Origin of the sequence: Salipiger sp. PrR007, from assembly GCF_010499845.1 — a bacterium.
GTDB lineage: Bacteria > Pseudomonadota > Alphaproteobacteria > Rhodobacterales > Rhodobacteraceae > Salipiger > Salipiger pacificus_A.
Window position 1 is genome coordinate 35655 of the sequence record NZ_JAAGOZ010000039.1, and the last position, 20522, is coordinate 56176.

General features: G+C 67.9%; 17 protein-coding genes and 2 tRNA genes. 13 read left to right on the forward strand and 6 right to left on the reverse strand.

Translation table 11 applies throughout. The features are described from left to right. Positions 1-51: 51 nt before the first annotated feature. The 4 genes from glpX to G0Q01_RS16695 all read left to right on the forward strand — a co-directional run bounded on the left by glpX (position 52) and on the right by G0Q01_RS16695 (position 3395). The gene (gene glpX, locus G0Q01_RS16680) at positions 52-1020 is read left to right on the forward strand and encodes a class II fructose-bisphosphatase (protein ID WP_164195688.1); all 969 of its coding nucleotides are present in this window, start codon (positions 52-54) and stop codon (positions 1018-1020) included. Positions 1021-1244: 224 nt separating this feature from the next. Then, positions 1245-2990, forward strand: a complete 1746-nt coding sequence (recJ, locus tag G0Q01_RS16685) for a single-stranded-DNA-specific exonuclease RecJ (protein ID WP_164195686.1) — start codon at positions 1245-1247, stop codon at positions 2988-2990. A gap of 131 nt (positions 2991-3121) precedes the next feature. Then, positions 3122-3196: transfer RNA gene (locus G0Q01_RS16690), tRNA-Glu, on the forward strand. Between the two features lie 124 nt (positions 3197-3320). Then, a tRNA-Glu gene (locus G0Q01_RS16695) sits at positions 3321-3395 on the forward strand. 147 nt (positions 3396-3542) lie between these two features. Here G0Q01_RS16695 and G0Q01_RS16700 read toward each other — a convergent pair. From G0Q01_RS16700 to G0Q01_RS16720, 5 genes are all read right to left on the reverse strand, one after another. Next, the gene (locus G0Q01_RS16700) at positions 3543-4829 is read right to left on the reverse strand and encodes an amidohydrolase family protein (RefSeq protein ID WP_164213669.1); all 1287 of its coding nucleotides are present in this window, start codon (positions 4827-4829) and stop codon (positions 3543-3545) included. Further along, positions 4830-5777, reverse strand: coding sequence for an ABC transporter permease (locus tag G0Q01_RS16705; protein ID WP_164195682.1), 948 nt, complete (start codon positions 5775-5777; stop codon positions 4830-4832). Then, entirely contained in the window at positions 5774-6820 is a 1047-nt protein-coding gene (locus G0Q01_RS16710) for an ABC transporter permease (RefSeq protein WP_164195680.1), read from the reverse strand. Before G0Q01_RS16710 ends, G0Q01_RS16705 begins: the two co-directional genes overlap by 4 nt. A 116-nt stretch (positions 6821-6936) precedes the next feature. After that, positions 6937-8475 (reverse strand): ABC transporter ATP-binding protein, encoded by a 1539-nt coding sequence (locus G0Q01_RS16715; protein ID WP_164195677.1) that lies wholly within the window; start codon positions 8473-8475, stop codon positions 6937-6939. Positions 8476-8497: 22 nt separating this feature from the next. Next, positions 8498-9523, reverse strand: coding sequence for a BMP family protein (locus G0Q01_RS16720; protein ID WP_370457252.1), 1026 nt, complete (start codon positions 9521-9523; stop codon positions 8498-8500). Between the two features lie 367 nt (positions 9524-9890). Here G0Q01_RS16720 and G0Q01_RS16725 point away from each other — a divergent pair, with 367 nt between their 5' ends. From G0Q01_RS16725 to G0Q01_RS16735, 3 genes are all read left to right on the forward strand, one after another. Further along, positions 9891-11135: a malonyl-CoA decarboxylase gene (locus tag G0Q01_RS16725; protein ID WP_164195675.1), complete on the forward strand. Its 1245-nt coding sequence runs from the start codon at positions 9891-9893 to the stop codon at positions 11133-11135. A gap of 68 nt (positions 11136-11203) precedes the next feature. Then, complete coding sequence (locus G0Q01_RS16730) at positions 11204-11800, forward strand: helix-turn-helix domain-containing protein (protein ID WP_164195673.1); 597 nt, start codon at positions 11204-11206, stop codon at positions 11798-11800. Continuing rightward, positions 11797-12324, forward strand: a complete 528-nt coding sequence (locus tag G0Q01_RS16735; protein ID WP_164213670.1) for a GNAT family N-acetyltransferase — start codon at positions 11797-11799, stop codon at positions 12322-12324. The genes G0Q01_RS16730 and G0Q01_RS16735 overlap by 4 nt, the downstream gene beginning before the upstream one ends. A gap of 10 nt (positions 12325-12334) precedes the next feature. Here the strand turns inward: G0Q01_RS16735 and G0Q01_RS16740 are convergent, their stop codons facing one another. Beyond that, positions 12335-13708 carry an L-serine ammonia-lyase gene (locus tag G0Q01_RS16740; protein ID WP_164195668.1) on the reverse strand — a complete coding sequence of 458 codons (1374 nt, stop codon included), beginning with the start codon at positions 13706-13708 and terminating at the stop codon, positions 12335-12337. A 183-nt stretch (positions 13709-13891) separates the two neighbouring features. Here G0Q01_RS16740 and rpiA point away from each other — a divergent pair, with 183 nt between their 5' ends. The 6 genes from rpiA to G0Q01_RS16770 all read left to right on the forward strand — a co-directional run bounded on the left by rpiA (position 13892) and on the right by G0Q01_RS16770 (position 20434). Next, on the forward strand, positions 13892-14662 hold the full coding sequence (gene rpiA, locus G0Q01_RS16745) for a ribose-5-phosphate isomerase RpiA (protein WP_164195666.1): 771 nt from the start codon (positions 13892-13894) through the stop codon (positions 14660-14662). 178 nt (positions 14663-14840) lie between these two features. Beyond that, positions 14841-16298 (forward strand): FAD-dependent oxidoreductase, encoded by a 1458-nt coding sequence (locus G0Q01_RS16750; protein WP_164195664.1) that lies wholly within the window; start codon positions 14841-14843, stop codon positions 16296-16298. Positions 16299-16361: 63 nt separating this feature from the next. Then, positions 16362-17507 (forward strand): FtsH protease activity modulator HflK, encoded by a 1146-nt coding sequence (gene hflK / locus G0Q01_RS16755; RefSeq protein ID WP_164195662.1) that lies wholly within the window; start codon positions 16362-16364, stop codon positions 17505-17507. Between the two features lies 1 nt (position 17508). Continuing rightward, positions 17509-18552, forward strand: a complete 1044-nt coding sequence (hflC, locus tag G0Q01_RS16760; protein WP_164195660.1) for a protease modulator HflC — start codon at positions 17509-17511, stop codon at positions 18550-18552. Further along, positions 18549-18749, forward strand: a complete 201-nt coding sequence (locus tag G0Q01_RS16765) for a DUF2065 domain-containing protein (protein WP_164195658.1) — start codon at positions 18549-18551, stop codon at positions 18747-18749. The genes hflC and G0Q01_RS16765 overlap by 4 nt, the downstream gene beginning before the upstream one ends. A 281-nt stretch (positions 18750-19030) precedes the next feature. Beyond that, on the forward strand, positions 19031-20434 hold the full coding sequence (locus G0Q01_RS16770) for a DegQ family serine endoprotease (RefSeq protein ID WP_108967717.1): 1404 nt from the start codon (positions 19031-19033) through the stop codon (positions 20432-20434). Positions 20435-20522 lie beyond the last annotated feature (88 nt).

A 20522-nucleotide genomic window follows, 5' to 3' on the forward strand; every position in this document is an offset into this window, starting at 1 on the left:
ACCGCGCGCGCTACACCCTTTCCAAGCGTCAAATTTTTCAAGGAAGTCTCCATGTCCGCTCCCGTCGATTTCAATGACCGTATGCTTTCGCTGGGCCTCGCCCGGGTCGCCGAACAGGCCGCCATCGCCTCTGCCAGCCTGATCGGCCGCGGCGACGAGAAAGCCGCGGACCAGGCTGCGGTCAACGCCATGCGCGAACAGCTCAACCTGCTGGATATCGCGGGCGTCGTGGTGATCGGCGAGGGCGAGCGCGACGAGGCACCGATGCTCTACATCGGCGAGGAAGTGGGCACCGGCAACGGCCCGGGCGTCGACATTGCGCTCGACCCGCTCGAGGGCACCACGCTGACCGCCAAGGACATGCCGAACGCGCTGACCGTGATCGCCATGGGTCCGCGCGGCTCGATGCTGCACGCGCCCGACGTCTACATGGACAAGCTGGCGATCGGTCCGGGCTTCGCCGAGGGCGTGGTGACGCTCGACATGACCCCCTCCGAGCGCGTCGCGGCGCTGGCCGAGGCCAAGGGTTGCGCGATGACCGACATCACCGTCTGCATCCTCGAGCGTCCGCGCCACGAGGAGCTGATCGCCGAGGTCCGCGCCACCGGCGCCGGCATCCGGCTGATCACCGACGGCGACGTCGCCGGCGTGATGCATTGCGCCGAGCCCGACATCACCGGCATCGACATGTACATGGGCTCGGGCGGCGCGCCCGAGGGTGTGCTCGCGGCGGCGGCACTGAAGTGCATGGGCGGCCAGATGTACGGCCGTCTGCTGTTCCGCAACGACGACGAGCGCGGCCGCGCCGCCAAGGCCGGCATCACCGATCTCGACAAGATCTACGCCCGCGACGAGCTGGTCACCGCCGACGTGATCTTCGCGGCCACCGGGGTGACCAACGGCTCGATTCTCTCGGGCATCAAGCGCTCGCCGGGCTGGATCGAGACCGAGACCATCCTGATGCGTTCGAAGACCGGCTCGGTGCGCCGCGTGCAGTACCGCAACCCCTTCGAGGGCTGATCGCCGGGCGGCTGACGCTGGATTTGCGGCTTTGGAAAGTGAAGGAGGGGCTCGCATCGCGCGGGCCCCTTCCGCGTTTCCCGGCCCCCGCGTCCTGTCTTTGCAGATAGGCAGATTGTGCGCTCTGCGCACGCGCGGCGCCGGGCAGGGGAGGCCCGTTCCGTTCCGCGCCGTTTCACGCTAGGAGGGGGCGGTTCGAGGCAAAGAAGAAACGCGAGGGGCGCATGAGCTATCTGGGTGTGGAGCAGTCGCTGACCGGGCGGCGCTGGGTCGGTCCGGCGGTCGAGGTCGAGCGGCAGGCCGAGGCGCTGGCGCAGGCCACCCACCTGCCGCGGCCGCTCTGCGCGGTGCTGGCGCGGCTCGGCGTGCCTGGCGAGGAAGTGCCGGGGTTCCTCGATCCCAAGCTGCGCGACCTGATGCCCGACCCACGGGTGATGCGCGACATGGAAAAAGCGTCTGGCCGCATCCTGCAGGCGGTGCGCGGCCGCGAGCGCATCGCCATCTTCGCCGATTACGACGTCGACGGCGGAAGCTCGGCGGCGCTGCTGATCGACTGGCTGCGCCAGCTCGGCCTCGAGGCGACGCTCTACGTGCCCGACCGCATCGACGAGGGTTACGGCCCCAACGTGCCCGCCATGCAGCAGCTCGCTGCGGCGCACGACCTGATCATCTGCGTCGACTGCGGCACGCTCTCGCACGACCCCATCGCCGCGGCCTCGGGCGCGGATGTGGTGGTGCTCGATCACCACCTCGGCGGCGAGACGCTGCCCGACTGCGTCGCCGTCGTGAACCCCAACCGGCAGGACGAGGACGGCGCGCTGGCGCATCTCTGCGCGGCTGCCGTGGTCTTCATGGTGCTGGTCGACTGCGGGCGGCAGATCCGCGAGGCCGGGGCCAAGGGCCCGGACCTCATGTCGCTGCTCGATCTCGTGGCGCTGGCCACCGTTGCCGACGTGGCGCCCCTGCGCGGGGTGAACCGTGCTTTCGTCCGCTCGGGGCTGCAGGTCATGGCGCGGCGCGCGCGGCCCGGCCTGGTGGCGCTGTCGGACGTGGCGCGGCTCGATACCGCGCCGAGCTCCTACCACCTGGGCTACGTGCTGGGGCCGCGGATCAACGCCGGCGGGCGGATCGGCCAGGCCGACCTGGGCGCGCGGCTGCTCGCCACCCGCGACCGGCACGAGGCAGAGGCGCTGGCCGAGCGGCTCGACAAGCTGAACTCCGAGCGGCGCGAGGTCGAGGAGGCCGTGCGCGCCTCGGCGATCGCCCAGGCCGAGGACCGCGGCCTCGACGCGCCGCTGGTCTGGGCGGCGGGCGAGGGCTGGCATCCGGGCGTGGTGGGCATCGTCGCCTCGCGCCTCAAGGAGATGACCAACCGCCCCTCCGTCGTCATCGGCTTCGAGGGCGGCGAGGGCAAGGGTTCGGGCCGCTCGGTCTCGGGTGTCGATCTGGGCGCGAGCATCCAGAAGCTCGCCGCCGAGGGGCTGCTGATCAAGGGCGGCGGGCACAAGATGGCCGCGGGTCTCACCGTGGCCGAGGACAAGCTGGAACCGGCGATGGCGCGTCTTGCCGAGCTTCTCGCAAAGCAGGGCGCGGGGCAGGGCGGCGCGGCCGACCTGCGGCTCGACGGGCTGATGATGCCAGGGGTGGCCAGCACCGACCTCTGCGATCGGCTGGAACAGGCGGGGCCGTTCGGTGCGGGGGCGCCGGGTCCGCGCTTTGCCATGCCCGACGCGCAGATCCTCTTTGCCAAGGAGGTCGGGACCGGGCACCTCAAGATCACCGCCGGCGACGGGCTCGGGGCGAAGATCGACGCCATCTGCTTTGGTGCCTTCGACACGCCGATGGGCCAGGCACTGAGCCAGCACAAGGGCGGACGATTCCACCTCGCCGGGCGCTTCGAGATCAACGAGTGGAACGGGCGGCGCTCGGTGCAGATGCGCCTGGAGGATGCTGCGCCTGCCGCTGGGTAATCGGATTCGCCCCGGCATTTATTATTATATATCAGTGGTTTGAGAAAAAGTCACGGATGGGTGAAAAAACCGCAAAATTCCGCTTGCAAGGGGTCGGAGCTTTGACTAGAACGCCCCTCACCAGCCGGCACGGCCCGTTCGTCTATCGGTTAGGACGCCAGGTTTTCAACCTGGAAAGAGGGGTTCGATTCCCCTACGGGCTGCCACTGGTTTTGTTTCTGTCCCCGCGGGGACAGGCAAAACCGGGGTCAGAGACCGGGTCAGCTGGGGTTCATGAGGTTCGCAACAACCTCTCCATCGGGTCGAAAGTTTCGGTGGTCGCGTTGCAATGGCCCGTTCGTCTATCGGTTAGGACGCCAGGTTTTCAACCTGGAAAGAGGGGTTCGATTCCCCTACGGGCTGCCATTTCTCTCAATACAGCATGAACAAGGCCAGCGATTGGCACCGCCAAGGGCACGCGCGTTTCGCGGGCCATTTTCGCGTTTCCGGCTTGGCCTTGGTAACCGTGCAAACCGCTGTCCCCGCAGGGACAGCGAATTGTTCCGGCTGCGCTCAGGACTTGACCTTGTGCCGCCGCCGCACGCTGCCGGGACGGCCGGGCAGGGCGAGCTTTGCGTCGTTGCGGGCCTGCTGCGACACCACCTTGCCCTTGGATATCACGCAAAGCCGATCGGGCCGCAGCCGCAGCGCCTCGACGGGATCCCCCGCATCCAGAACCACCAACGAGGCCATGTTGCCCTCGGCCAGACCGTAGTCCTCCAGATGCAGGATCTTGGCGTTCTCCTCGGTCACCATGGTGAAGCAGCGGGCCATCTCCTGCGGCGAGGTCATCTGCGCCACGTGCAGCCCCATGAAGGCGACGTCGAGCATGTCGCCGGTGCCGAGCGAGTACCACGGGTCGCGCACGCAGTCCTGCCCCCAGCCGACGCGAATGCCCATGGCCTGCATCTCCTTGACCCGGGTGAGGCCCCGGCGCTTGGGGTAGGTATCATGCCGCCCCTGCAAGGTGATGTTGATCAGCGGGTTGGGAATGGCGGAGATTTCCGCTTCCGCGATCAGCGGTAGCAGCTTTGACACGTAATAGTTGTCCATGGAGTGCATCGAGGTGAGGTGGCTGCCGGCGACGCGCCCCTGCAGCCCGAGCCGCTGGGTCTCGAAAGCCAGCGCCTCGATGTGACGCGACAGGGGGTCGTCGGTCTCGTCGCAATGGATGTCGACCAGCAGGCCGCGCTCGGCGGCGATCTCGCAAAGCTCCTTCAGCGATGCGGCGCCGTCCGCCATGGTCCGCTCGAAATGGGGGATGCCGCCGACCACGCCGACGCCCATGTCGAGCGCGCGGATCAGGTTCTCGCGCCCCGTGGGACTGCGCAGGAAGCCGTCCTGAGGGAATGCGACGAACTGCAGGTCAAGGTAGGGTTTTACCCGCTCCTGCACCTCGAGCATGGCGGTGACGGTGTTGAGGTGATCGGGCGTGGTGTCCACATGGCTGCGGATCGCCAGCAGGCCCAGAGAGACGGCCCAGTCGCAATATTCCAGCGCGCAGCTGACCATTTCGTCGACCGTCGCCTCTTCGCGCAGCTCGCCCCAGAGGTTGATGCCCTCGAGCAGGGTGCCCGAGGCATTGATCCGCGGGGTGCCGTAGCTGAGCGTCGCATCCATGTGGAAATGCGGATCGACGAAGGGCGGCGAGACGAGGTCGCCCGCCGCGTCGATGGTCTCGCCCGCCATGGAGCCGGTCAGGTCGCCGATGGCGGTGATCCGGCCCTTGGTGATGCCGATGTCGGCAATGGTGCCGTCCGGCAGGGTGCCGCCGGTGACGAGGATGTCGAAAGTGGCCATTCAGCGCTCTCCGCGGTTGAAGGGGGTCATCAGTGCCGCGGGCACCTCGGCCCGGCGCGACATGAGGATGAGGGCGAGGATCGACAGCACGTAGGGGATCATCAGGAAGACCTGATACGGCACGAGCTGTCCCATGGGCGTCTGCTGAAGACGGATTTGCAGCGCGTCGAAGCCGGCGAAGAGCAGCGCGCCGAGGAGCGCCTTGCCCGGCTTCCACGCGCCGAAGACCACCAGCGCGATGCAGATCCAGCCGCGGCCGTTGACCATCTCGAAGAAGAAGGACGAGAAGGCCGACATGGTCAGGAAGGCGCCGCCGACGGCCATCAGGCCCGAGCCGACGACGACCGCGCCCATGCGGATCGCAGTGACAGAGAGGCCCTGTGCTTCGACCGCCTGCGGGCTCTCGCCTGCCGCGCGTACCGCGAGGCCGAGCGGCGTGCGGTAGAGCACCAACGCCACGACGGCCACGCAACCGAAGGCCGCCCACGTGAGCGCGGTCTGCGAAAAGAGCGCCTGCCCGAGCCAGGGGATGTCCGAGAGCCCCGGGATGTGCAGCGGCTGGAAGGGCGTGATGCGCGGCGGGCTGGTGACCTCGGGCAGGGCAAGGCGGTAGGCGTAATAGGCCGAGGATGTGGCCAGCATGGTGATGCCGAGCCCGACGACGTGCTGCGACAGGCCGAAGGGCACCGTCAGCAGCGCGTGGAGCGCACCAAAGGCCATGCCCGCCAGCAGCGCCACCAGCACCCCGGGCCAGAGCCCGAGCCCCGCGTAGACCGCCATCCAGCCGGCGAAGGCGCCGAAGACCATGATGCCCTCGATGCCGAGGTTCAGAACGCCGGCGCGCTCGCAGATCAGCTCTCCGAGCGTGGCGAAGATCAGCGGGGAGGCGATGCGCAGCACCGCGGCCCAGAAGCTGGCGGAGAGGAGGATATCGGCGATCTCGGTCATCCGCGCACCACCCGGAACTTTGTCAGAAGGATCGCCAGCACCATGAACAGCAGCGCGGCGGCCAAGAGGATGTCGGCGATATAGGTCGGGACCTCTGCGGCGCGCGACATGCTGTCGGCGCCGACGAAGATCCCCGCCACGAAGAGTGCCGAGACGATGACCCCAAGCGGGTGCAAGAGCGCCAGCATGGCGACGACGATGCCGGTGTAGCCGAAGCCGGGCGACAGATCGGCGGTGAGGTTGCCCTTCAGCCCTGCCACCTCGGAAAAGCCCGCCAGCGCCGCGAGCCCGCCGGAGATCAGCGCGGTCTTGACCAGCACCCTGCCGACCGGAATGCCGGCAAAGCGCGCCGCCTCGGGGTTGAGGCCGGTGGCGCGGATCTCGTAGCCGAGGGTGGTGCGGGTCTGCAGGACCCAGACGGCCGCCGCCGAGATCAGCGCCAGACCAAACCCCCAGTGCAGCCGCAGCCCCTCGACGATCCGCGGCAGGCGGGCATCGCGCGGCAGGGCCGGGGACTTCGGCCAGCCCATGCCCATCGGGTCCTTCAGCGGGCCCTCGAGCAGGTAGGAGATGAACAGCGCCATGATGAAGTTGAGCAGCAAGGTGGTGACCACCTCGTCGACACCGAGCCGGGTCTTCAGCAGCACCGGCCCGAGCAGCACCAGCGCGCCCGCGAGCACCGCGCCGAGTGCCATCAGCGGCAGGGCGAGCGGGCCGGGCAGGCCGAATTGCGTGCCGATGATCACGGTGAGAAGCGCGCCGGCGTAAAGCTGCGCCTCGGCGCCGATGTTCCAGAGCTTGGCACGGAAGGCAACCGAGACGGCGAGGCCGGTGAAAATGAGCGGCGTGGCGCGATTGAGCGTCTCAAGAAGCGCGAACTTCGAGCCGGCGGCGCCGCGGGCGATGAGGCCAAGCGTGGCGAGCGGGTCGGCCCCGGCGATGAGGGCCAGCCCCATGGCGACGAGCACCGTGGCGCCGAGCGCCAATGCGGGCAGGCCAAATCTGCGGGCCGGCGAGGGGGCGGGTATCGGATCAAGGCGCATGGGGGGCTCTGGCGGGCTGTGACTCTGCCCCGCGTGCGGCGCAGGTGGAGGGCGCGGGATGTGCGTACTTGCTAGGAGAAGAAGGACGGAGGGAGCCTGTGAGGTCAGGGCGCAGTTCAGGCGGCATCGTCGAACCCCTGTCCAGCCATCCATTGGCCCAGTTCGGCGGGGGTCTTGCTGCCGCGCGGGAACTCCGGAGAGAGGCGACCTTCGCAGATCACCCGGACCACGTCGGAGAGGGTCAGCACCTCGTCGAGATCCTCTGAGATCAGCAGCACGGCGGCGCCGGCGTCGCGGGCGGCGATGAGACGCTCCTGCACGTAGGTGACCGCGCCGATGTCGAGGCCCCGCACGGGCTGGTTGGCGAGGATGATCATGGGCTGGGCTTCGAGCACCCGGCCAAGAATGAGCTTTTGCATGTTGCCGCCCGAGAGCAGGCGGATGCGGGTTTCGGGGCCGGGGCAGCGGACGTCGTAGGTCTTGATGATCCCTTCGGCGGCGCGGCGGGCGGCGGACCAGTCCATCCAGCCGCGGCGCGCCACGGGAGACTCAGCGTAGCGCTCGAGCACGGCGTTCTCGGTGAGGGTGAAATCGGCGATGGTGCCGGTCCTGTGACGGTCCTCGGGGATGCGGCCGATGCGGGCGTCGAGCGCGCCTCGGGGGGTCCAGTCCGTGATCTGCTTGCCCGCCAGTTCCATGATCCCCGCGCTGGGCGCCTCGAGGCCCGAGAGCAGATCGGCGAGCGCGCCCTGGCCATTGCCGGAGACCCCGGCGAGGCCGAGGATCTGCCCGGCCTTCAGCTCGAGGTCGACGCCGCGCAGCCCGGTGCGGTTGCCGCGGGCGGGGGTGGAGACCTGTTTGAGCTGCAGAAGCGTCGCGCCGGGGCGGGCTTCGGCGGGGGCGGGCGGGGTGATTTCGGCGCCGACCATCATCTCGGCGAGCTGGTGGCGGTCGGTCTCGGCGGTCGCCACCTCGCCGACGAGCTTGCCATGGCGCAGGACCAGCACGCGTGACGAGACTGCCATGACCTCGTGCAGCTTGTGCGAGATGAAGATCACCGAAAGCCCCCGCGCCACCGCCTTGCGCAGCGTTTCGAAGAGCGCGTCGCTTTCCTGCGGGGTGAGCACGGCGGTGGGCTCGTCGAGGATGAGGATGCGGGCGTCGCGGTAGAGGGCCTTGAGGATCTCGACCCGCTGCCGCTCGCCCACCGAGAGGGTCGCGACGCGCGCGTCGGGGTGCACCGCAAGGCCGAAATCGCGGGAGAGCTGCTGCACCCGCCGCCGGGCCGCCGCGCGGCCGAGGCCGGGCGACCAGAGCGAACGGGTGCCGAGCAGGATGTTCTCGAGCATGGTCATATTGCCGGCGAGGGTGAAATGCTGGTGCACCATGCCCACGCCCGCCGCCAGCGCCGCGCCGGGCAGGCCGGGGGGCAGGGGCTGGCCGAAGACTTCGACGCTGCCCGCGTCGGCGGTGTAATGGCCGAAGAGGATGTTCATCAGGGTGGTCTTGCCGGCGCCGTTCTCGCCGAGCAGCGCCACGACCTCGCCGCGCGCCAGCGTAAAACTGATGGCGTCATTGGCGGTCAGCGCGCCGAAGCGCTTGGTGATGCCGGAAAGGCGCAGGACGATGTCCTGCGCCTCCTTGGTCCTGGTCATTGCCGGGTCCTCAGCCGCGCCCTCACGAGGACTTGGGCTCTTCGTCGTTGATCTCGACGGTAAAGGAGCCGTCCTTGATCGCCGCTTCCTTCTCGGCCACCAGATCAAGCGCCTCCTGCGGGACCTTGCCCTCGAAGGTGCCGAGCGGGGCGAGCGCGCAGCCGCCCTCCTTCATGAACGAATAGATGCCGTAGTTCTCGGCAGAGAAACTGCCGCTCGCCACCTTCTCCAGCGCCGCCGCCAGCGTCGGGCCGAAGTCCCAGAGCGCCGAGGCGACCACGGTGTCGGGGTAGTCGGCCTGCGTGTCGATGACGTTGCCGATCGCCAGCACGCCCTTTTCCTGCGCCGCGTCCGACACGCCGAAGCGCTCGGCGTAGAGCATGTCGGCGCCGTTTTCGATCATCGCGAAGGCGGTTTCCTTGGCCTTGGGCGGGTCGAACCAGGAGCCGATGAAGCTGACCTGGAAGGTCGCCTCGGGTTTGACCTCGCGCACGCCGGCCATGAAGGCGTGCATGAGGCGGTTCACCTCGGGGATCGGGAAGCCGCCGACCATGCCGATGTTGCCGGTCTCGCTCATCGCGCCGGCGATGATGCCCGACAGGTACGAGGCATCCTGGATGTAATTGTCGAAAACGCCGAGGTTGGGGTAGGCCTCGTCGGGCAGGAAGGATGAACCCAGCAGGAAGGCCGTGTCCGGGTAGTCGAGCACGACCTCGCGGGCCTCCTGCTCGACGCCGAAGATCTCGCCGACAATGAGCTGCGCGCCGCTCTCGGCATATTCACGCATGACGCGGGGGTAGTCGGTGTTGGCGGTGTTCTCGGAGTAGGTGTAGCTGATCAGCCCCGCCGCCTTGGCCGCTTCGGCGGCGACGTGGATGCGGCTCACCCATTGCTGCTCGACCGGCACGGTGTAGATGCCGGCGACGCTGATCGGCTCCTGCGCCATCAGCTTGCCCGCGAGCCCGGTGCTGGCGAGCGCGGCGAGCCCGCCCGTGGTTTTCAGCAGTCCGCGCCGGGTCAGCCTCCCGGCCATTGTGTCGATTGCCATCCGTCTGTCCTTTTCCATCCCTGTGGGTGTTTTGTGAATTTTTTACCAAGCGGTAAGGAATGCGCCGATTCGTGGCAATTGCCCGCGCCGCTGGAGGGGGGATTTTTGCCCAAGCGGCAGGCAGAGGCGGGGCAGATGCCTAGGCAGCGGGCATTCTTCCGGGGGTGGCGACCGGGCGTAAGGGGGGCGCTGCGCCACTTCGCTGCGCGGGCTCTCCGGGATTTCTGCGCCCCGAACAAAGGGGACGGGACGAAAGCGGGGAATGTCGCGCGGATCGGAGGCGTTGGCGCGAACAGGCTTGTCAGGCGGACCGGGGCTGCGCACCCTTGGGCGAGAGTGGGCGCGCGGCGCCGGGAAAGGAGTTCGCATGAGTCTTTTCGCCGATTTGCTCAGCACGATCTTTGACCGCCGCGCCGGGGCGGTGCCGCGGCTCCGGCGTGATCCGCGGGCGCTGCCGGAACTGGTGACGGAGCTCCTGGAGGCGCGCAGCGAGACCGTCGCCGCGACGCTGGCGCGGCACGTGCTGCAGCGCTACGACGGCATGTCCGGCGAGGAGAAGCTCGCCGCCTTCCACGGGCTCGCCGCGCTCAATGTCGATGCCGAGTCGGTGCGGGGCGCACTCGCGGCCTATGAGGCCGAACCCTCGGGGCGCAGCTACCGCGCCTTCATGGCCGCCGCCGAGCCGCCGCGGGCCGAGCTTCTGCGTCGGCTCAACATGGTGCCCGGGGCGACCGAGCGGCTGGTGCGCATGCGCGCCGATCTGCTGCGGCAGGGCCATGGCGAGCCCGAGCTCGAGGCACTGGATGAGGATTTCCGGCATCTGTTCAAGAGCTGGTTCAACCGGGGGTTTCTGGTGCTGCGGCCAATCAGCTGGGAGAGCCCGGCGCATGTGCTCGAAAAGATCATCGCCTACGAGGCGGTGCATGCGATCCAGAGCTGGGCCGACCTGCGCCGCCGGCTCGCGCCGCCCGACCGGCGCTGCTTTGCCTTCTTCCATCCCGCGATGCCCGACGAGCCGCTGATCTTTGTCGAAGTGGCGCTGACCCGCGGCGTGCCGGGCTCGATCCAGGCCTTGCTCGAGGAGGGGCGCGTGCCGCTGGAGGAAGCCGGTGCCGATACCGCGGTGTTCTACTCGATCTCCAACTGCCAGCCGGGGCTGGCGGGGATTTCCTTTGGCAATTCGCTGATCAAGCAGGTGGCCTCGGATCTCGCCAGCACCCTGCCGGGGCTGAAGACCTTCGTGACGCTGTCGCCGATCCCCGGGCTGGTGCGCTGGCTGGAAGAGCAGGGGGTGGCCTACGATCCGCAGGATACCAAGCGCATGACCCAGCTCGCGGCGCATTACCTGCTGACCGCCAAGCGCGGCGACGGTCGGCCCCGCGATCCGGTGGCGCGCTTCCATCTCGGCAATGGCGCCATGGTGCAGGCGGTGCACGCGGGGGCCGACTTATCGGAAAACGGCGTGCGGCAGTCGGGTGGGGCGATGGTCAACTATCTCTACGATCTGTCGAAGGTCGAGCAGTACCACGACCGCTTTGCCGAGAGCGGCGAGGTGATCGCCTCGGGGCCGGTGAAATCGCTGTCGGCGGGGCGGGAGAAAGCGCAAGCGTGAACGGGCTTGCGCTGTGGGCCTAAATCGGGAATATTTCTCTTTATAGAGAGAATCCCGGAGACTCCCCTATGGATGCCCTGTCGGAAAAAACCCTGCCCGCGCCCTCGGGCGATCTGACCGCGCGGCTGGCGCGGCGCCTTGCGGCGCTGCGCGCCGAGGCCGGGCTGACGCTCGACCAGCTGGCCGAGCGCAGCGGCATCTCGCGGGCCGCCCTGTCGCGCTTCGAGAAGGGTGAGACCAGCCCCACCGCCGAGGTGCTGGGCAAGCTGTGCCTGGCCTACGGGCTCAGCATGTCGCGGCTGATGGCCATGGTGGAGGAGGGGTTCACCGCGCATGTCCCCGCCCCCGAGCAGCCGGAATGGAGCGACGAAGCCACCGGCTTCACCCGCCGGGTGATCTCGCCCGCCGCCACGGGGCTTGCCGCCGAGATGCTGCGCTGCGGGCTGCAGCCGGGGGCGGAGATCGCCTATGACGCCGCGCCGGTGCCGGGGCTCGAGCATCACCTGCACGTGCTGTCCGGCAAGCTGCGGGTCGAGGTCGAGGGGGTGGCCCATGATCTGGTAGCGGGCGACACGCTGCGCTACCGGCTGGAGGGGCCGACGCGCTTCACCGCGCTCAGCAAGAAGAAACCGGCGCTATACGTGCTGGTGCTGGTGACGCCATGATCCGCGAGATTCCCGCATCCGAGATTCGCGCCCATTTGCGGGAACTGGCGGATATCCTCGCCGCCTGCGTGGCGGACGGGGCGAGCGTCGGCTTCGTGATGCCCTTTGGTATGGATGAGGCGCTGCGCTTCTGGGAGGGACTCATTCCCGAAATCGAGAGCGGCGGGCGGGTCCTCTTTGGCGCCTTCGACGGAGAGCGCATGGTCGGCACGGTCTCGCTGGCGCTGGCGGGGATGCCGAACCAGACGCACCGGGCGGAGATCTCGAAGATGCTGGTGCATCCCGAGTACCGCCGCCGGGGGCTGGCGCGGGGGCTGGTTGCGGCGCTGCTTGACCGGGCCGAGGGGCTGGGGCGCGATCTGATCACGCTCGACACGCGCACCGGGGACGCGGCGCAGCAGCTTTATGCGTCCTGCGGGTTTCTGCCGGCAGGGGAGATTCCGGAGTACGCGCTGGCGCCCGAGGGCACGGCGCGGCGCGATGCAACGCTCTTCATGTACCGGCTGGGGGTGCGGGCGGCCTAGCGCCTCCGGCTCAGCAGTTCGGCACGTTCACCGCGAGGCCGCCGAGCGAGGTTTCCTTGTATTCGTGCCCCATGTCGCGACCGGTCTGGCGCATGGTTTCGATGCAGGCGTCGAGCGACACGAGATGCGTGCCGTCGCCGCGCATTGAAAGCGAGGCCGCCGAGACCGCCTTGATCGCGCCGAGGCCGTTGCGCTCGATGCAGGGGACCTGCACGAGGCCCTTCACCGGATCGCAGGTCATGCCGAGGTGATGCTCGAGCGCGATCTCGGCGGCGTTCTCGATCTGCGCGGGGGTGCCGCCCATGACGGCGCAGAGCCCGGCGGCGGCCATCGCCGAGGCGCTGCCGACCTCGGCCTGACAGCCTGCCTCAGCGCCGGAGATTGACGCGTTGTACTTCACAAGCCCGCCGATGGCCGCGGCAGTGAGCAGGAACTCGGGGATGCGGGCGGAGGTCGCGCCGGGCACGAAGTCGAGCCAGTAGCGCATGACCGCGGGCACCACCCCGGCGGCACCGTTGGTCGGCGCGGTGACCACCTGTCCGCCGGCGGCGTTTTCCTCGTTCACCGCCATCGCGTAGCAGCTCATCCAGTCGTTGATCACATGCGGCGCGGTGAGGTTGCGGCCGCGTTCGGCCTGCAGCTGCTCGTGGATGTTGCCGGCGCGGCGCTTGACGTTGAGCCCGCCCGGAAGGATGCCGCCGCCCTCGAGGCCGCGGTCGAGGCAATTCATCATCACCTCGGAGATGCGCAGAAGCCCGGCGTCAAGCTCGGCGGCGGGGCGGCGTGAAAGCTCGTTGCGGCGCTTCATCTCGGCGATGCCGAGGCCCGAGGTCTCGGCCATTGCCAGCATCTCGGCGGCGCTCTTGAAAGGGAAGGGCACGGCGGGGCCGTGGTCCTTGTCATTCCCCGAGGCGAGCTCGTCCTCGGTCAGCACGAAACCGCCGCCGACGGAGTAATAGGTTTCCTGCAGGATGACGTCGCCTTGCGCGTCGGTGGCCATGAGGATCATGCCGTTGGCATGGCCGGGCAGGGCGCGGTCGTAGTCGAAGCGCAGGTCGGTCTTCGGCGAGAACTTCAGCGGCGCGAGGCCCTCGGGGTGGACCATGCCGGTCTTGTCGATCTCGGCCAGCGCCGCTTCGGCGGCCTCGGCGTCGTAGCTTTCAGGCTCGAAGCCGGCGAGCCCGAGGATGGTGGCGCGGTCGGTGGCATGGCCGACGCCGGTGAAGGCCAGCGAGCCGTGCAGCGATCCGCGCAGACCGGTGGCGGCGAAAGGCGCGGCGCGCAGCCGGTCGAGAAACCGCGCGGCGGCCACCATCGGCCCCATGGTGTGCGAGGACGACGGGCCGATGCCGACCTTGAACATCTCGAACACGGAAAGAAACATGAAGGGCCTCGACTCTGCGCTGGGGTTGCGCCGGACCCTAGACTCTCTCGTCGCCGGATCACATGGAGAATTGCGGCATTTCAGCGAAGGAAAACGCTGCGGCGGTCCGGGAGTTTTGCCTATCGCCGCCGCGCGCGATCATCCTATAAGCGCCGCGACATCCGAAAAAGGGGAATCGCAGCGATGACCGCAGAGCTCTCGCCGACCGATATTGCAAAATTCGTGGCCTCCCGCCGCGCCGCCGATTTCGTCGAGGACGGCATGCGCGTCGGTCTCGGCACCGGATCGACCGCCGCCTGGCTGGTGAAATACCTTGGCCGCCGGGTGCGCGACGAGGGTCTGAAGATCCGCGCCGTGCCGACCTCGACCCGCACCGCCGAGTTGGCGCGGCAGGTCGGCATCGAGGTGATCAGCCTCGACGAAGCGGGCTGGCTGGATCTCACCATCGACGGCGCCGACGAGTTCGACCCCAATCTCAACCTGATCAAGGGCGGCGGCGGCGCGCACCTGCAGGAGAAGATCGTGGCCAGCGCCTCGGACCAGATGATCGTCATAGCCGATGCGGCCAAGGACGTGGCGACGCTCGGGGCCTTCCCGCTGCCGCTGGAAGTGATCCGCTTCGGCGGTGCTTCGACCCGCACGCTGGTCGAGCGGGTGCTTGCGGAGATGGACGTCGAGGGCCGCGAGACGACGCTGCGCATGGCCGGGGACGCGCCCTTCCTCACCGACGAGGGCAACCACGTGCTCGACCTGCACCTCAAGCGGATCGGTGACGCGCGGGCGCTGTCGCTGGCGCTGAACCAGATCCCCGGCGTGGTGGAGAACGGGCTCTTCCTCGGCATCTGCAACAAGGTGGTGATCGGTTTCGAAGACGGACGGGCCGAGCTGCGCGACGGCGCGAGCGGTGACGTCAGCGTGACCGAGGTCGACCTGGGCGAGGCGGCGGGGCTCTAAGGGCGCTGCCGCTCGCACGGATGAGAGGCCGCCCGTTTGGGCGGCCTTTTTTTCGCGTGGCGCGGCAAGATCGAACCGCCCGGAATCATCGCACGGACTCAAGGCCAAGAGCCGCCGCCTCTGGCCTTCCGCGGCGGCCTGTGGTCTATCTCTCGGCCAACTGACCAAGAGGCGAGCCATGAGCGATTTTGACTACGATCTTTTTGTCATCGGCGGTGGCTCCGGTGGCGTTCGGGCGGCGCGCGTGGCCGCCGGCGAGGCAGGGGCCAAGGTGGCCCTGGCCGAGGAAGACCGCTATGGCGGCACCTGCGTCATCCGCGGCTGCGTGCCCAAGAAGCTGATGGTCTTCGCGTCGGAATACGGCACCGTCGCCGAGGACGCCAAGGGCTACGGCTGGAACATCGAGGCGGGCAGCTTCGACTGGGGCAACTTCCAGCAGCGGCTGAACGCAGAGCTCGACCGGCTCGAGGGCATCTATCGCAACCTGCTGAAGAACTCCGGCGTCACCTCCTATGACGCTCGGGCCAAGGTGAAGGACGCGCATACGGTCGAGCTGTCGAGCGGCGAGACGTTCACCGCGAAACATATCCTCATCGCCACCGGCGGCCGTCCGGTGCGCCCCGAGATCCCCAATGCGGAGCTGGGGCTGGTGTCGGATGACATCTTCCATCTCGAGACCCTGCCGAAGTCGATCCTGATCGTCGGCGGCGGCTATATCGCCTGCGAGTTTGCCTGCATTCTCAACGGGCTGGGCGTCGAGGTGACGCAATATTACCGTGGCGCGCAGATTCTGCGTGGCTTTGACGAGCAGGCGCGCGGGCTGATCGCCGAAAGCATGATCGAGAACGGCGTGCAGCTGCATTGCGGCACCGACATCGTCGAGATGCGCCGGGCCACCGACGAGGACCTCGAGGGCAAGTCCGAGGCAGGCGTCTCGATGGGGGCCTCGATGCAGGAGATGCTGGCCGACCACAGCGGCGGCACTCCGGGCGAGGGGCCGATCCTGGTCAAGGGCACCAACGGCGACACGAAGATCTACGATCAGGTCTTCTTTGCCACCGGCCGCGCGCCCAACACCGATGACATGGGTCTCGAGGAGGTCGGGGTGACGCTCGGCCGCAAGGGCGAGATCGTGGTGGATGACTACAGCGCAACCGCGGTGCCCTCGATCTACGCCATCGGCGACGTCACCGACCGGGTGAACCTGACGCCCGTGGCGATCCGCGAGGGCATGGCCTTTGTCGAGACCGTCTTCAAGGACAACCCCACCAAGGTCGATCACGAGCTGATCCCCTCGGCGGTCTTCACCCAGCCCGAGTTCGGCACCGTCGGCCTCTCGGAGGAAGACGCCGCCGAGCAGGAGCCGATCGAGGTCTATGCGACCTCCTTCCGTCCGATGCAGACGGCCTTTGCCGGGCGTCCCGACCGGGTGATGATGAAGCTCGTCGTCTCCAAGGAGACGCGCAAGGTGCTGGGCTGTCACATCGTCGCACCGAATGCGGGCGAGATGATCCAACTGGCGGGGATCGCGGTGAAGATGGGCGCCACCAAGGAAGATTTCGATCGCACCGTGGCGGTGCACCCCACCATGGCCGAAGAGATGGTCACCATGCGGAACCCTGTGCGCAGCGCTTGAATCCGCGCACTTAATGCACAGGTAGGGGAGACACGGACAAGTGAGTGAGAGGGAAGGAACCTAATGGCAGGACACGGCGGCGGCCCCTGGGGCGGCGGTGGCAATCAAGGCGGAGGCCGGCCCCCGAGCGGTGGCGGCGGCGGAAACGGGGGCAAGCGCCCCGAGGATCCGCAGATCCCCGAGATTGACGAGCTGATGAAGAAGGGCCAGGAGCGGCTGCGCGTGCTGATGGGCGGGCGCGGCGGCGGTGGTGGCACCGGTGGCACCAGCGGCGGCTCGGGTGGGCCGAAGCTGAACCGTGGCACCGTGGCCATCGCAGCGCTGGCGGCGATTGGCGTCTGGGCGTGGATGAGTTTCTACACCGTGCGTCCCGAGGAACAGTCGGTGGAACTTTTCCTCGGCAAGTACTCCTCGACCGGCAACCCCGGTTTGAACTTCGCGCCCTGGCCTTTCGTGACGCATGAGGTGGTCAACGTGACCTCCGAGCGTACCGAGACCATCGGCAATGGCCGCGACCCGGCGGACAGCCTGATGCTGACCACCGACGCGAACATCGTCGACATCGAGTTCCAGGTGGTCTGGAACATCAACGACCCGGCGAAACTGCTGTTCAACATCCGCGACCCGCAACTGACCGTTCAGGCGGTGTCGGAAGCGGTGATGCGCGAGATCATCGCGGCCAGCAACCTCGCGCCGATCCTCAACCGCGACCGCGGCATCATTGCCGATACCGCGCGCGAGCAGATCCAGGCGACGCTCGACGAGTACGAGAGCGGCATCAACATCGTGCGGATCAACCTCGACCAGGCCGACCCGCCGCGCGAGGTGATCGACGCCTTCCGCGAAGTGCAAGCCGCGGAGCAGGAACGTGACCGGCTCGAGCGCCAGGCAGACGCCTATGCCAACCGCGTCGTCGCCGAGGCCCGCGGTGAAGCCGCGCAGATCCGCGAGCAGGCCGAAGGCTACCGCGCCCGCGTGGTCAACGAGGCGCTGGGTGAAGCCAGCCGCTTCTCGGCCGTGCGCGAGGAATACGCCAAGGCGCCCGAGGTTACCCGCCGCCGTCTCTATATCGAGACGATGGAGAAGGTGCTGCGAGGCGTCGACAAGACCATCCTCGACGAGGGTCTGACCGGCGAGGGCGGCGTCGTGCCTTACCTGCCGCTGAACCAGCTCAACAGCTCGCGAACCACCACCGAGGGAGGCAACTGACATGCGCAAGTCGACCTATGTGCTGCCCGTCATCGTCGTCCTTGCGGTGATCGCCCTGTCGTCGATCTTCGTCGTGGACGAGCGCGAGAAGGCGCTGGTGATGCAGTTCGGCCAGATCAAATCGGTCAAGGAAGAGCCGGGACTGGCGTTCAAGATCCCGCTGATCCAGGAAGTGGTGAAATACGACGACCGCATCCTGTCGCTCGACACCGAGACCATCGAAGTCACGCCGTCGGATGACCGCCGCCTCGTGGTGGATGCCTTCGCGCGCTACCGCATCTCCGACGTGGTCCGCTTCCGGCAGGCCGTCGGCGTGGGCGGTCTGCGCACCGCCGAGGACCGTCTTTCCGGCATCCTCAACGCCCAGATCCGCGAAGTCCTGGGTGCCGATCAGGTGACCTCGGACGTGATCCTCTCGACGGATCGCCGCGGGCTTACCAACCGCATCCGCGACCAGGCACGCCAGCAGGCGCTGTCGCTGGGTCTCGACGTGGTGGACGTGCGTCTCAAGCAGACCAACCTGCCGTCGCAGAACCTCGATGCGACCTTCGCCCGGATGCGCGCCGAGCGCGAACGCGAAGCCGCCGACGAGATCGCCCGTGGCAACGAGGCCGCGCAGCGCGTGCGCGCGCTGGCCGACCGGACCGTGGTGGAAACCCAGTCGGAAGCCAACCGGGACGGCGACATCATCCGCGGTGAGGCCGACGCCGAGCGCAACGGCATCTTTGCCGAGGCCTATGGCGCGGACCCGGAGTTCTTTGCCTTCTACCGGTCGCTGCAGGCCTATGAGACATCGCTCGGTTCGGGCAATTCCTCGATGGTCATGACCCCGAAGGGTGAGTTCTTCGAGTACTTCAAGTCGCAAGGTGAGATCGACCTGCCGGCGGCGTCCGCCGCGCCCGCGGACGGCGCGGATGCCAGCCCCACCGGTTCGGGCAATGCAGAGACCAACGCCGAGGGTCCGGGCGCCACGGGTCCGGGCACCACGGGACCGAGCACTACGGGTTCGGGCGCCACGGGTGCCAGCGGAACCGCGACCGAGTGACGGTGACGGACATACTGACGGGGATCGCTCTGGTCCTCGTGATCGAGGGGCTGGTGTACGCACTGGCCCCTTCGCTTGTCGAGCGCATGCTCGAGGCTCTGCGGCAGATGCCGCTGGAGACACGCCGGACGCTCGGGCTGGTGACAATTATTACAGGCGTGCTCCTGCTTTGGATCGCGCGGCGTTTCGGCGGGTGACGCCCACGCATTGAGCTGTGGGCTACGCAGGGTTCGCGCCGGATTGCATTTCTGCACGGATGGTTTTTCACTCCCATGTCACATGGGCTTGAAAGCTTGAAACCTTTTCTTTGGTGGTCGGAAAAAGCTCCTATGTTACGCTTGTTCATGAGGAGGCAGAGTTGCCGCGCGGGGGCCGTGCAGCAGCCGCCGAACAGAAGGAGTTCCCTGTGAAACCACAAAACCTTGCAGTGACGGAGGGATCGAGCCCGGTGCGCCTGTTCTGGCTGGCCACCGTCTCGATGTTCATGATCGTCTCGCAAACGCTCATGGCCGAGGCGCAGAGTGCCCCGTCCAGCTTTGCACCGCTCGCCGAGCGGGTCAGCCCGGCGGTGGTGAACATCACCACCTCGACCATGGTCGCCGGACGCACCGGCCCGCAGGGCATCGTGCCCGAAGGCTCGCCTTTCGAGGATTTCTTCCGCGAGTTCCAGAACCCGAACGGCGGCCCCGATGGCGACCGCCCGCGCCGCTCGTCGGCGCTCGGCTCGGGCTTCGTGGTCTCGGAGGACGGCTACATCGTCACCAACAACCACGTCATCGAGGGCGCTGACGAGATCACCATCGAGTTCTTCTCCGGCAAGGAGCTGGACGCGACGCTGGTCGGCACCGACCCCAACACCGACATCGCCCTGCTGAAGGTCGAGGCAGACGAGCCGCTGCCCTTCGTGAAGTTCGGCAATTCGGACGACGCCAAGGTCGGCGACTGGGTCATGGCCATGGGCAACCCGCTGGGGCAGGGCTTCTCGGTCTCGGCCGGCATCGTCTCGGCCCGCAACCGTGCGCTTTCGGGCAGCTATGACGACTACATCCAGACCGACGCCGCCATCAACCGGGGCAACTCGGGCGGCCCGCTGTTCAACATGAACGGCGACGTGATCGGGGTGAACACCGCGATCCTCTCGCCCAACGGCGGCTCGATCGGCATCGGCTTCTCGATGGCGTCCAACGTGGTGACCAAGGTGGTCGACCAGCTCAAGCAGTTCGGCGAGACCCGTCGCGGCTGGCTGGGCGTGCGCATCCAGGACGTGACCCCGGACATGGCCGAGGCGCTTGGCCTTGCCAACGCCGAGGGTGCCATGGTCTCGGACGTGCCCGAGGGCCCTGCGATGGACGCCGGGATGAAGTCGGGTGACGTGATCGTTTCCTTCGACGGCAAGCCGGTCACCGACACCCGCCAGCTCGTGCGCATCGTCGGCAATACCGAGGTCGGCAAGTCGGTTCGCGTGGTGGTCAACCGCAACGGCAACACCGAGACGCTGCTGGTCACCCTCGGCCTGCGCGAGGACACCGCCGAAGCGGTCCCCGCCTCGCAAGAGCAAGCCACCCCCGAGTCCCCGGCAACGAAGGACCTCATGGGCCTGACGCTTTCGCCGCTCACCAGCGAGCTGCGCGGCGAACTGGGCCTCGCGGACAGCGCCAAGGGTCTTGCGGTGACCGATGTCGATCCCGCGTCGAAAGCCTACGAGAAGGGCCTGCGGTCGGGCGACGTGATCACCGAGGCCGGTCAGGCCGAGGTGCTGAGCATCGAGGACCTCGAGACCAAGATCACCGAAGCCAAGGATGCCGGCCGCAAGTCGATCCTGCTGCTGGTGCGCCGTGGCGGCGACCCGCGCTTCGTGGCGCTGACCTTCGAGGACAACTGAACCTCGGTTCCACAGGACCACTCATGAAATGGGGGCAGGGGAAACCTTGCCCCTTTTTCGTGCGGGCAGGTCGCGTTGCCGGGGCGAT

Bases quoted from the DNA above. Each gene is read 5' to 3' on its own strand.
- hflC (WP_164195660.1), top strand. From the start codon at position 17,509: ATGCGCAAGTCGACCTATGTGCTGCCCGTCATCGTCGTCCTTGCGGTG.
- G0Q01_RS16735 (WP_164213670.1), top strand. From the start codon at position 11,797: ATGATCCGCGAGATTCCCGCATCCGAGATTCGCGCCCATTTGCGGGAA.
- G0Q01_RS16730 (WP_164195673.1), top strand. From the start codon at position 11,204: ATGGATGCCCTGTCGGAAAAAACCCTGCCCGCGCCCTCGGGCGATCTG.
- glpX (WP_164195688.1), top strand. From the start codon at position 52: ATGTCCGCTCCCGTCGATTTCAATGACCGTATGCTTTCGCTGGGCCTC.
- G0Q01_RS16770 (WP_108967717.1), top strand. From the start codon at position 19,031: ATGTTCATGATCGTCTCGCAAACGCTCATGGCCGAGGCGCAGAGTGCC.
- recJ (WP_164195686.1), top strand. From the start codon at position 1,245: ATGAGCTATCTGGGTGTGGAGCAGTCGCTGACCGGGCGGCGCTGGGTC.
- G0Q01_RS16710 (WP_164195680.1), bottom strand. From the start codon at position 6,820: ATGCGCCTTGATCCGATACCCGCCCCCTCGCCGGCCCGCAGATTTGGC.
- G0Q01_RS16720 (WP_370457252.1), bottom strand. From the start codon at position 9,523: ATGGCAATCGACACAATGGCCGGGAGGCTGACCCGGCGCGGACTGCTG.
- G0Q01_RS16750 (WP_164195664.1), top strand. From the start codon at position 14,841: ATGAGCGATTTTGACTACGATCTTTTTGTCATCGGCGGTGGCTCCGGT.
- G0Q01_RS16705 (WP_164195682.1), bottom strand. From the start codon at position 5,777: ATGACCGAGATCGCCGATATCCTCCTCTCCGCCAGCTTCTGGGCCGCG.
- G0Q01_RS16740 (WP_164195668.1), bottom strand. From the start codon at position 13,708: ATGTTTCTTTCCGTGTTCGAGATGTTCAAGGTCGGCATCGGCCCGTCG.
- G0Q01_RS16715 (WP_164195677.1), bottom strand. From the start codon at position 8,475: ATGACCAGGACCAAGGAGGCGCAGGACATCGTCCTGCGCCTTTCCGGC.
- G0Q01_RS16725 (WP_164195675.1), top strand. From the start codon at position 9,891: ATGAGTCTTTTCGCCGATTTGCTCAGCACGATCTTTGACCGCCGCGCC.
- hflK (WP_164195662.1), top strand. From the start codon at position 16,362: ATGGCAGGACACGGCGGCGGCCCCTGGGGCGGCGGTGGCAATCAAGGC.
- G0Q01_RS16700 (WP_164213669.1), bottom strand. From the start codon at position 4,829: ATGGCCACTTTCGACATCCTCGTCACCGGCGGCACCCTGCCGGACGGC.
- rpiA (WP_164195666.1), top strand. From the start codon at position 13,892: ATGACCGCAGAGCTCTCGCCGACCGATATTGCAAAATTCGTGGCCTCC.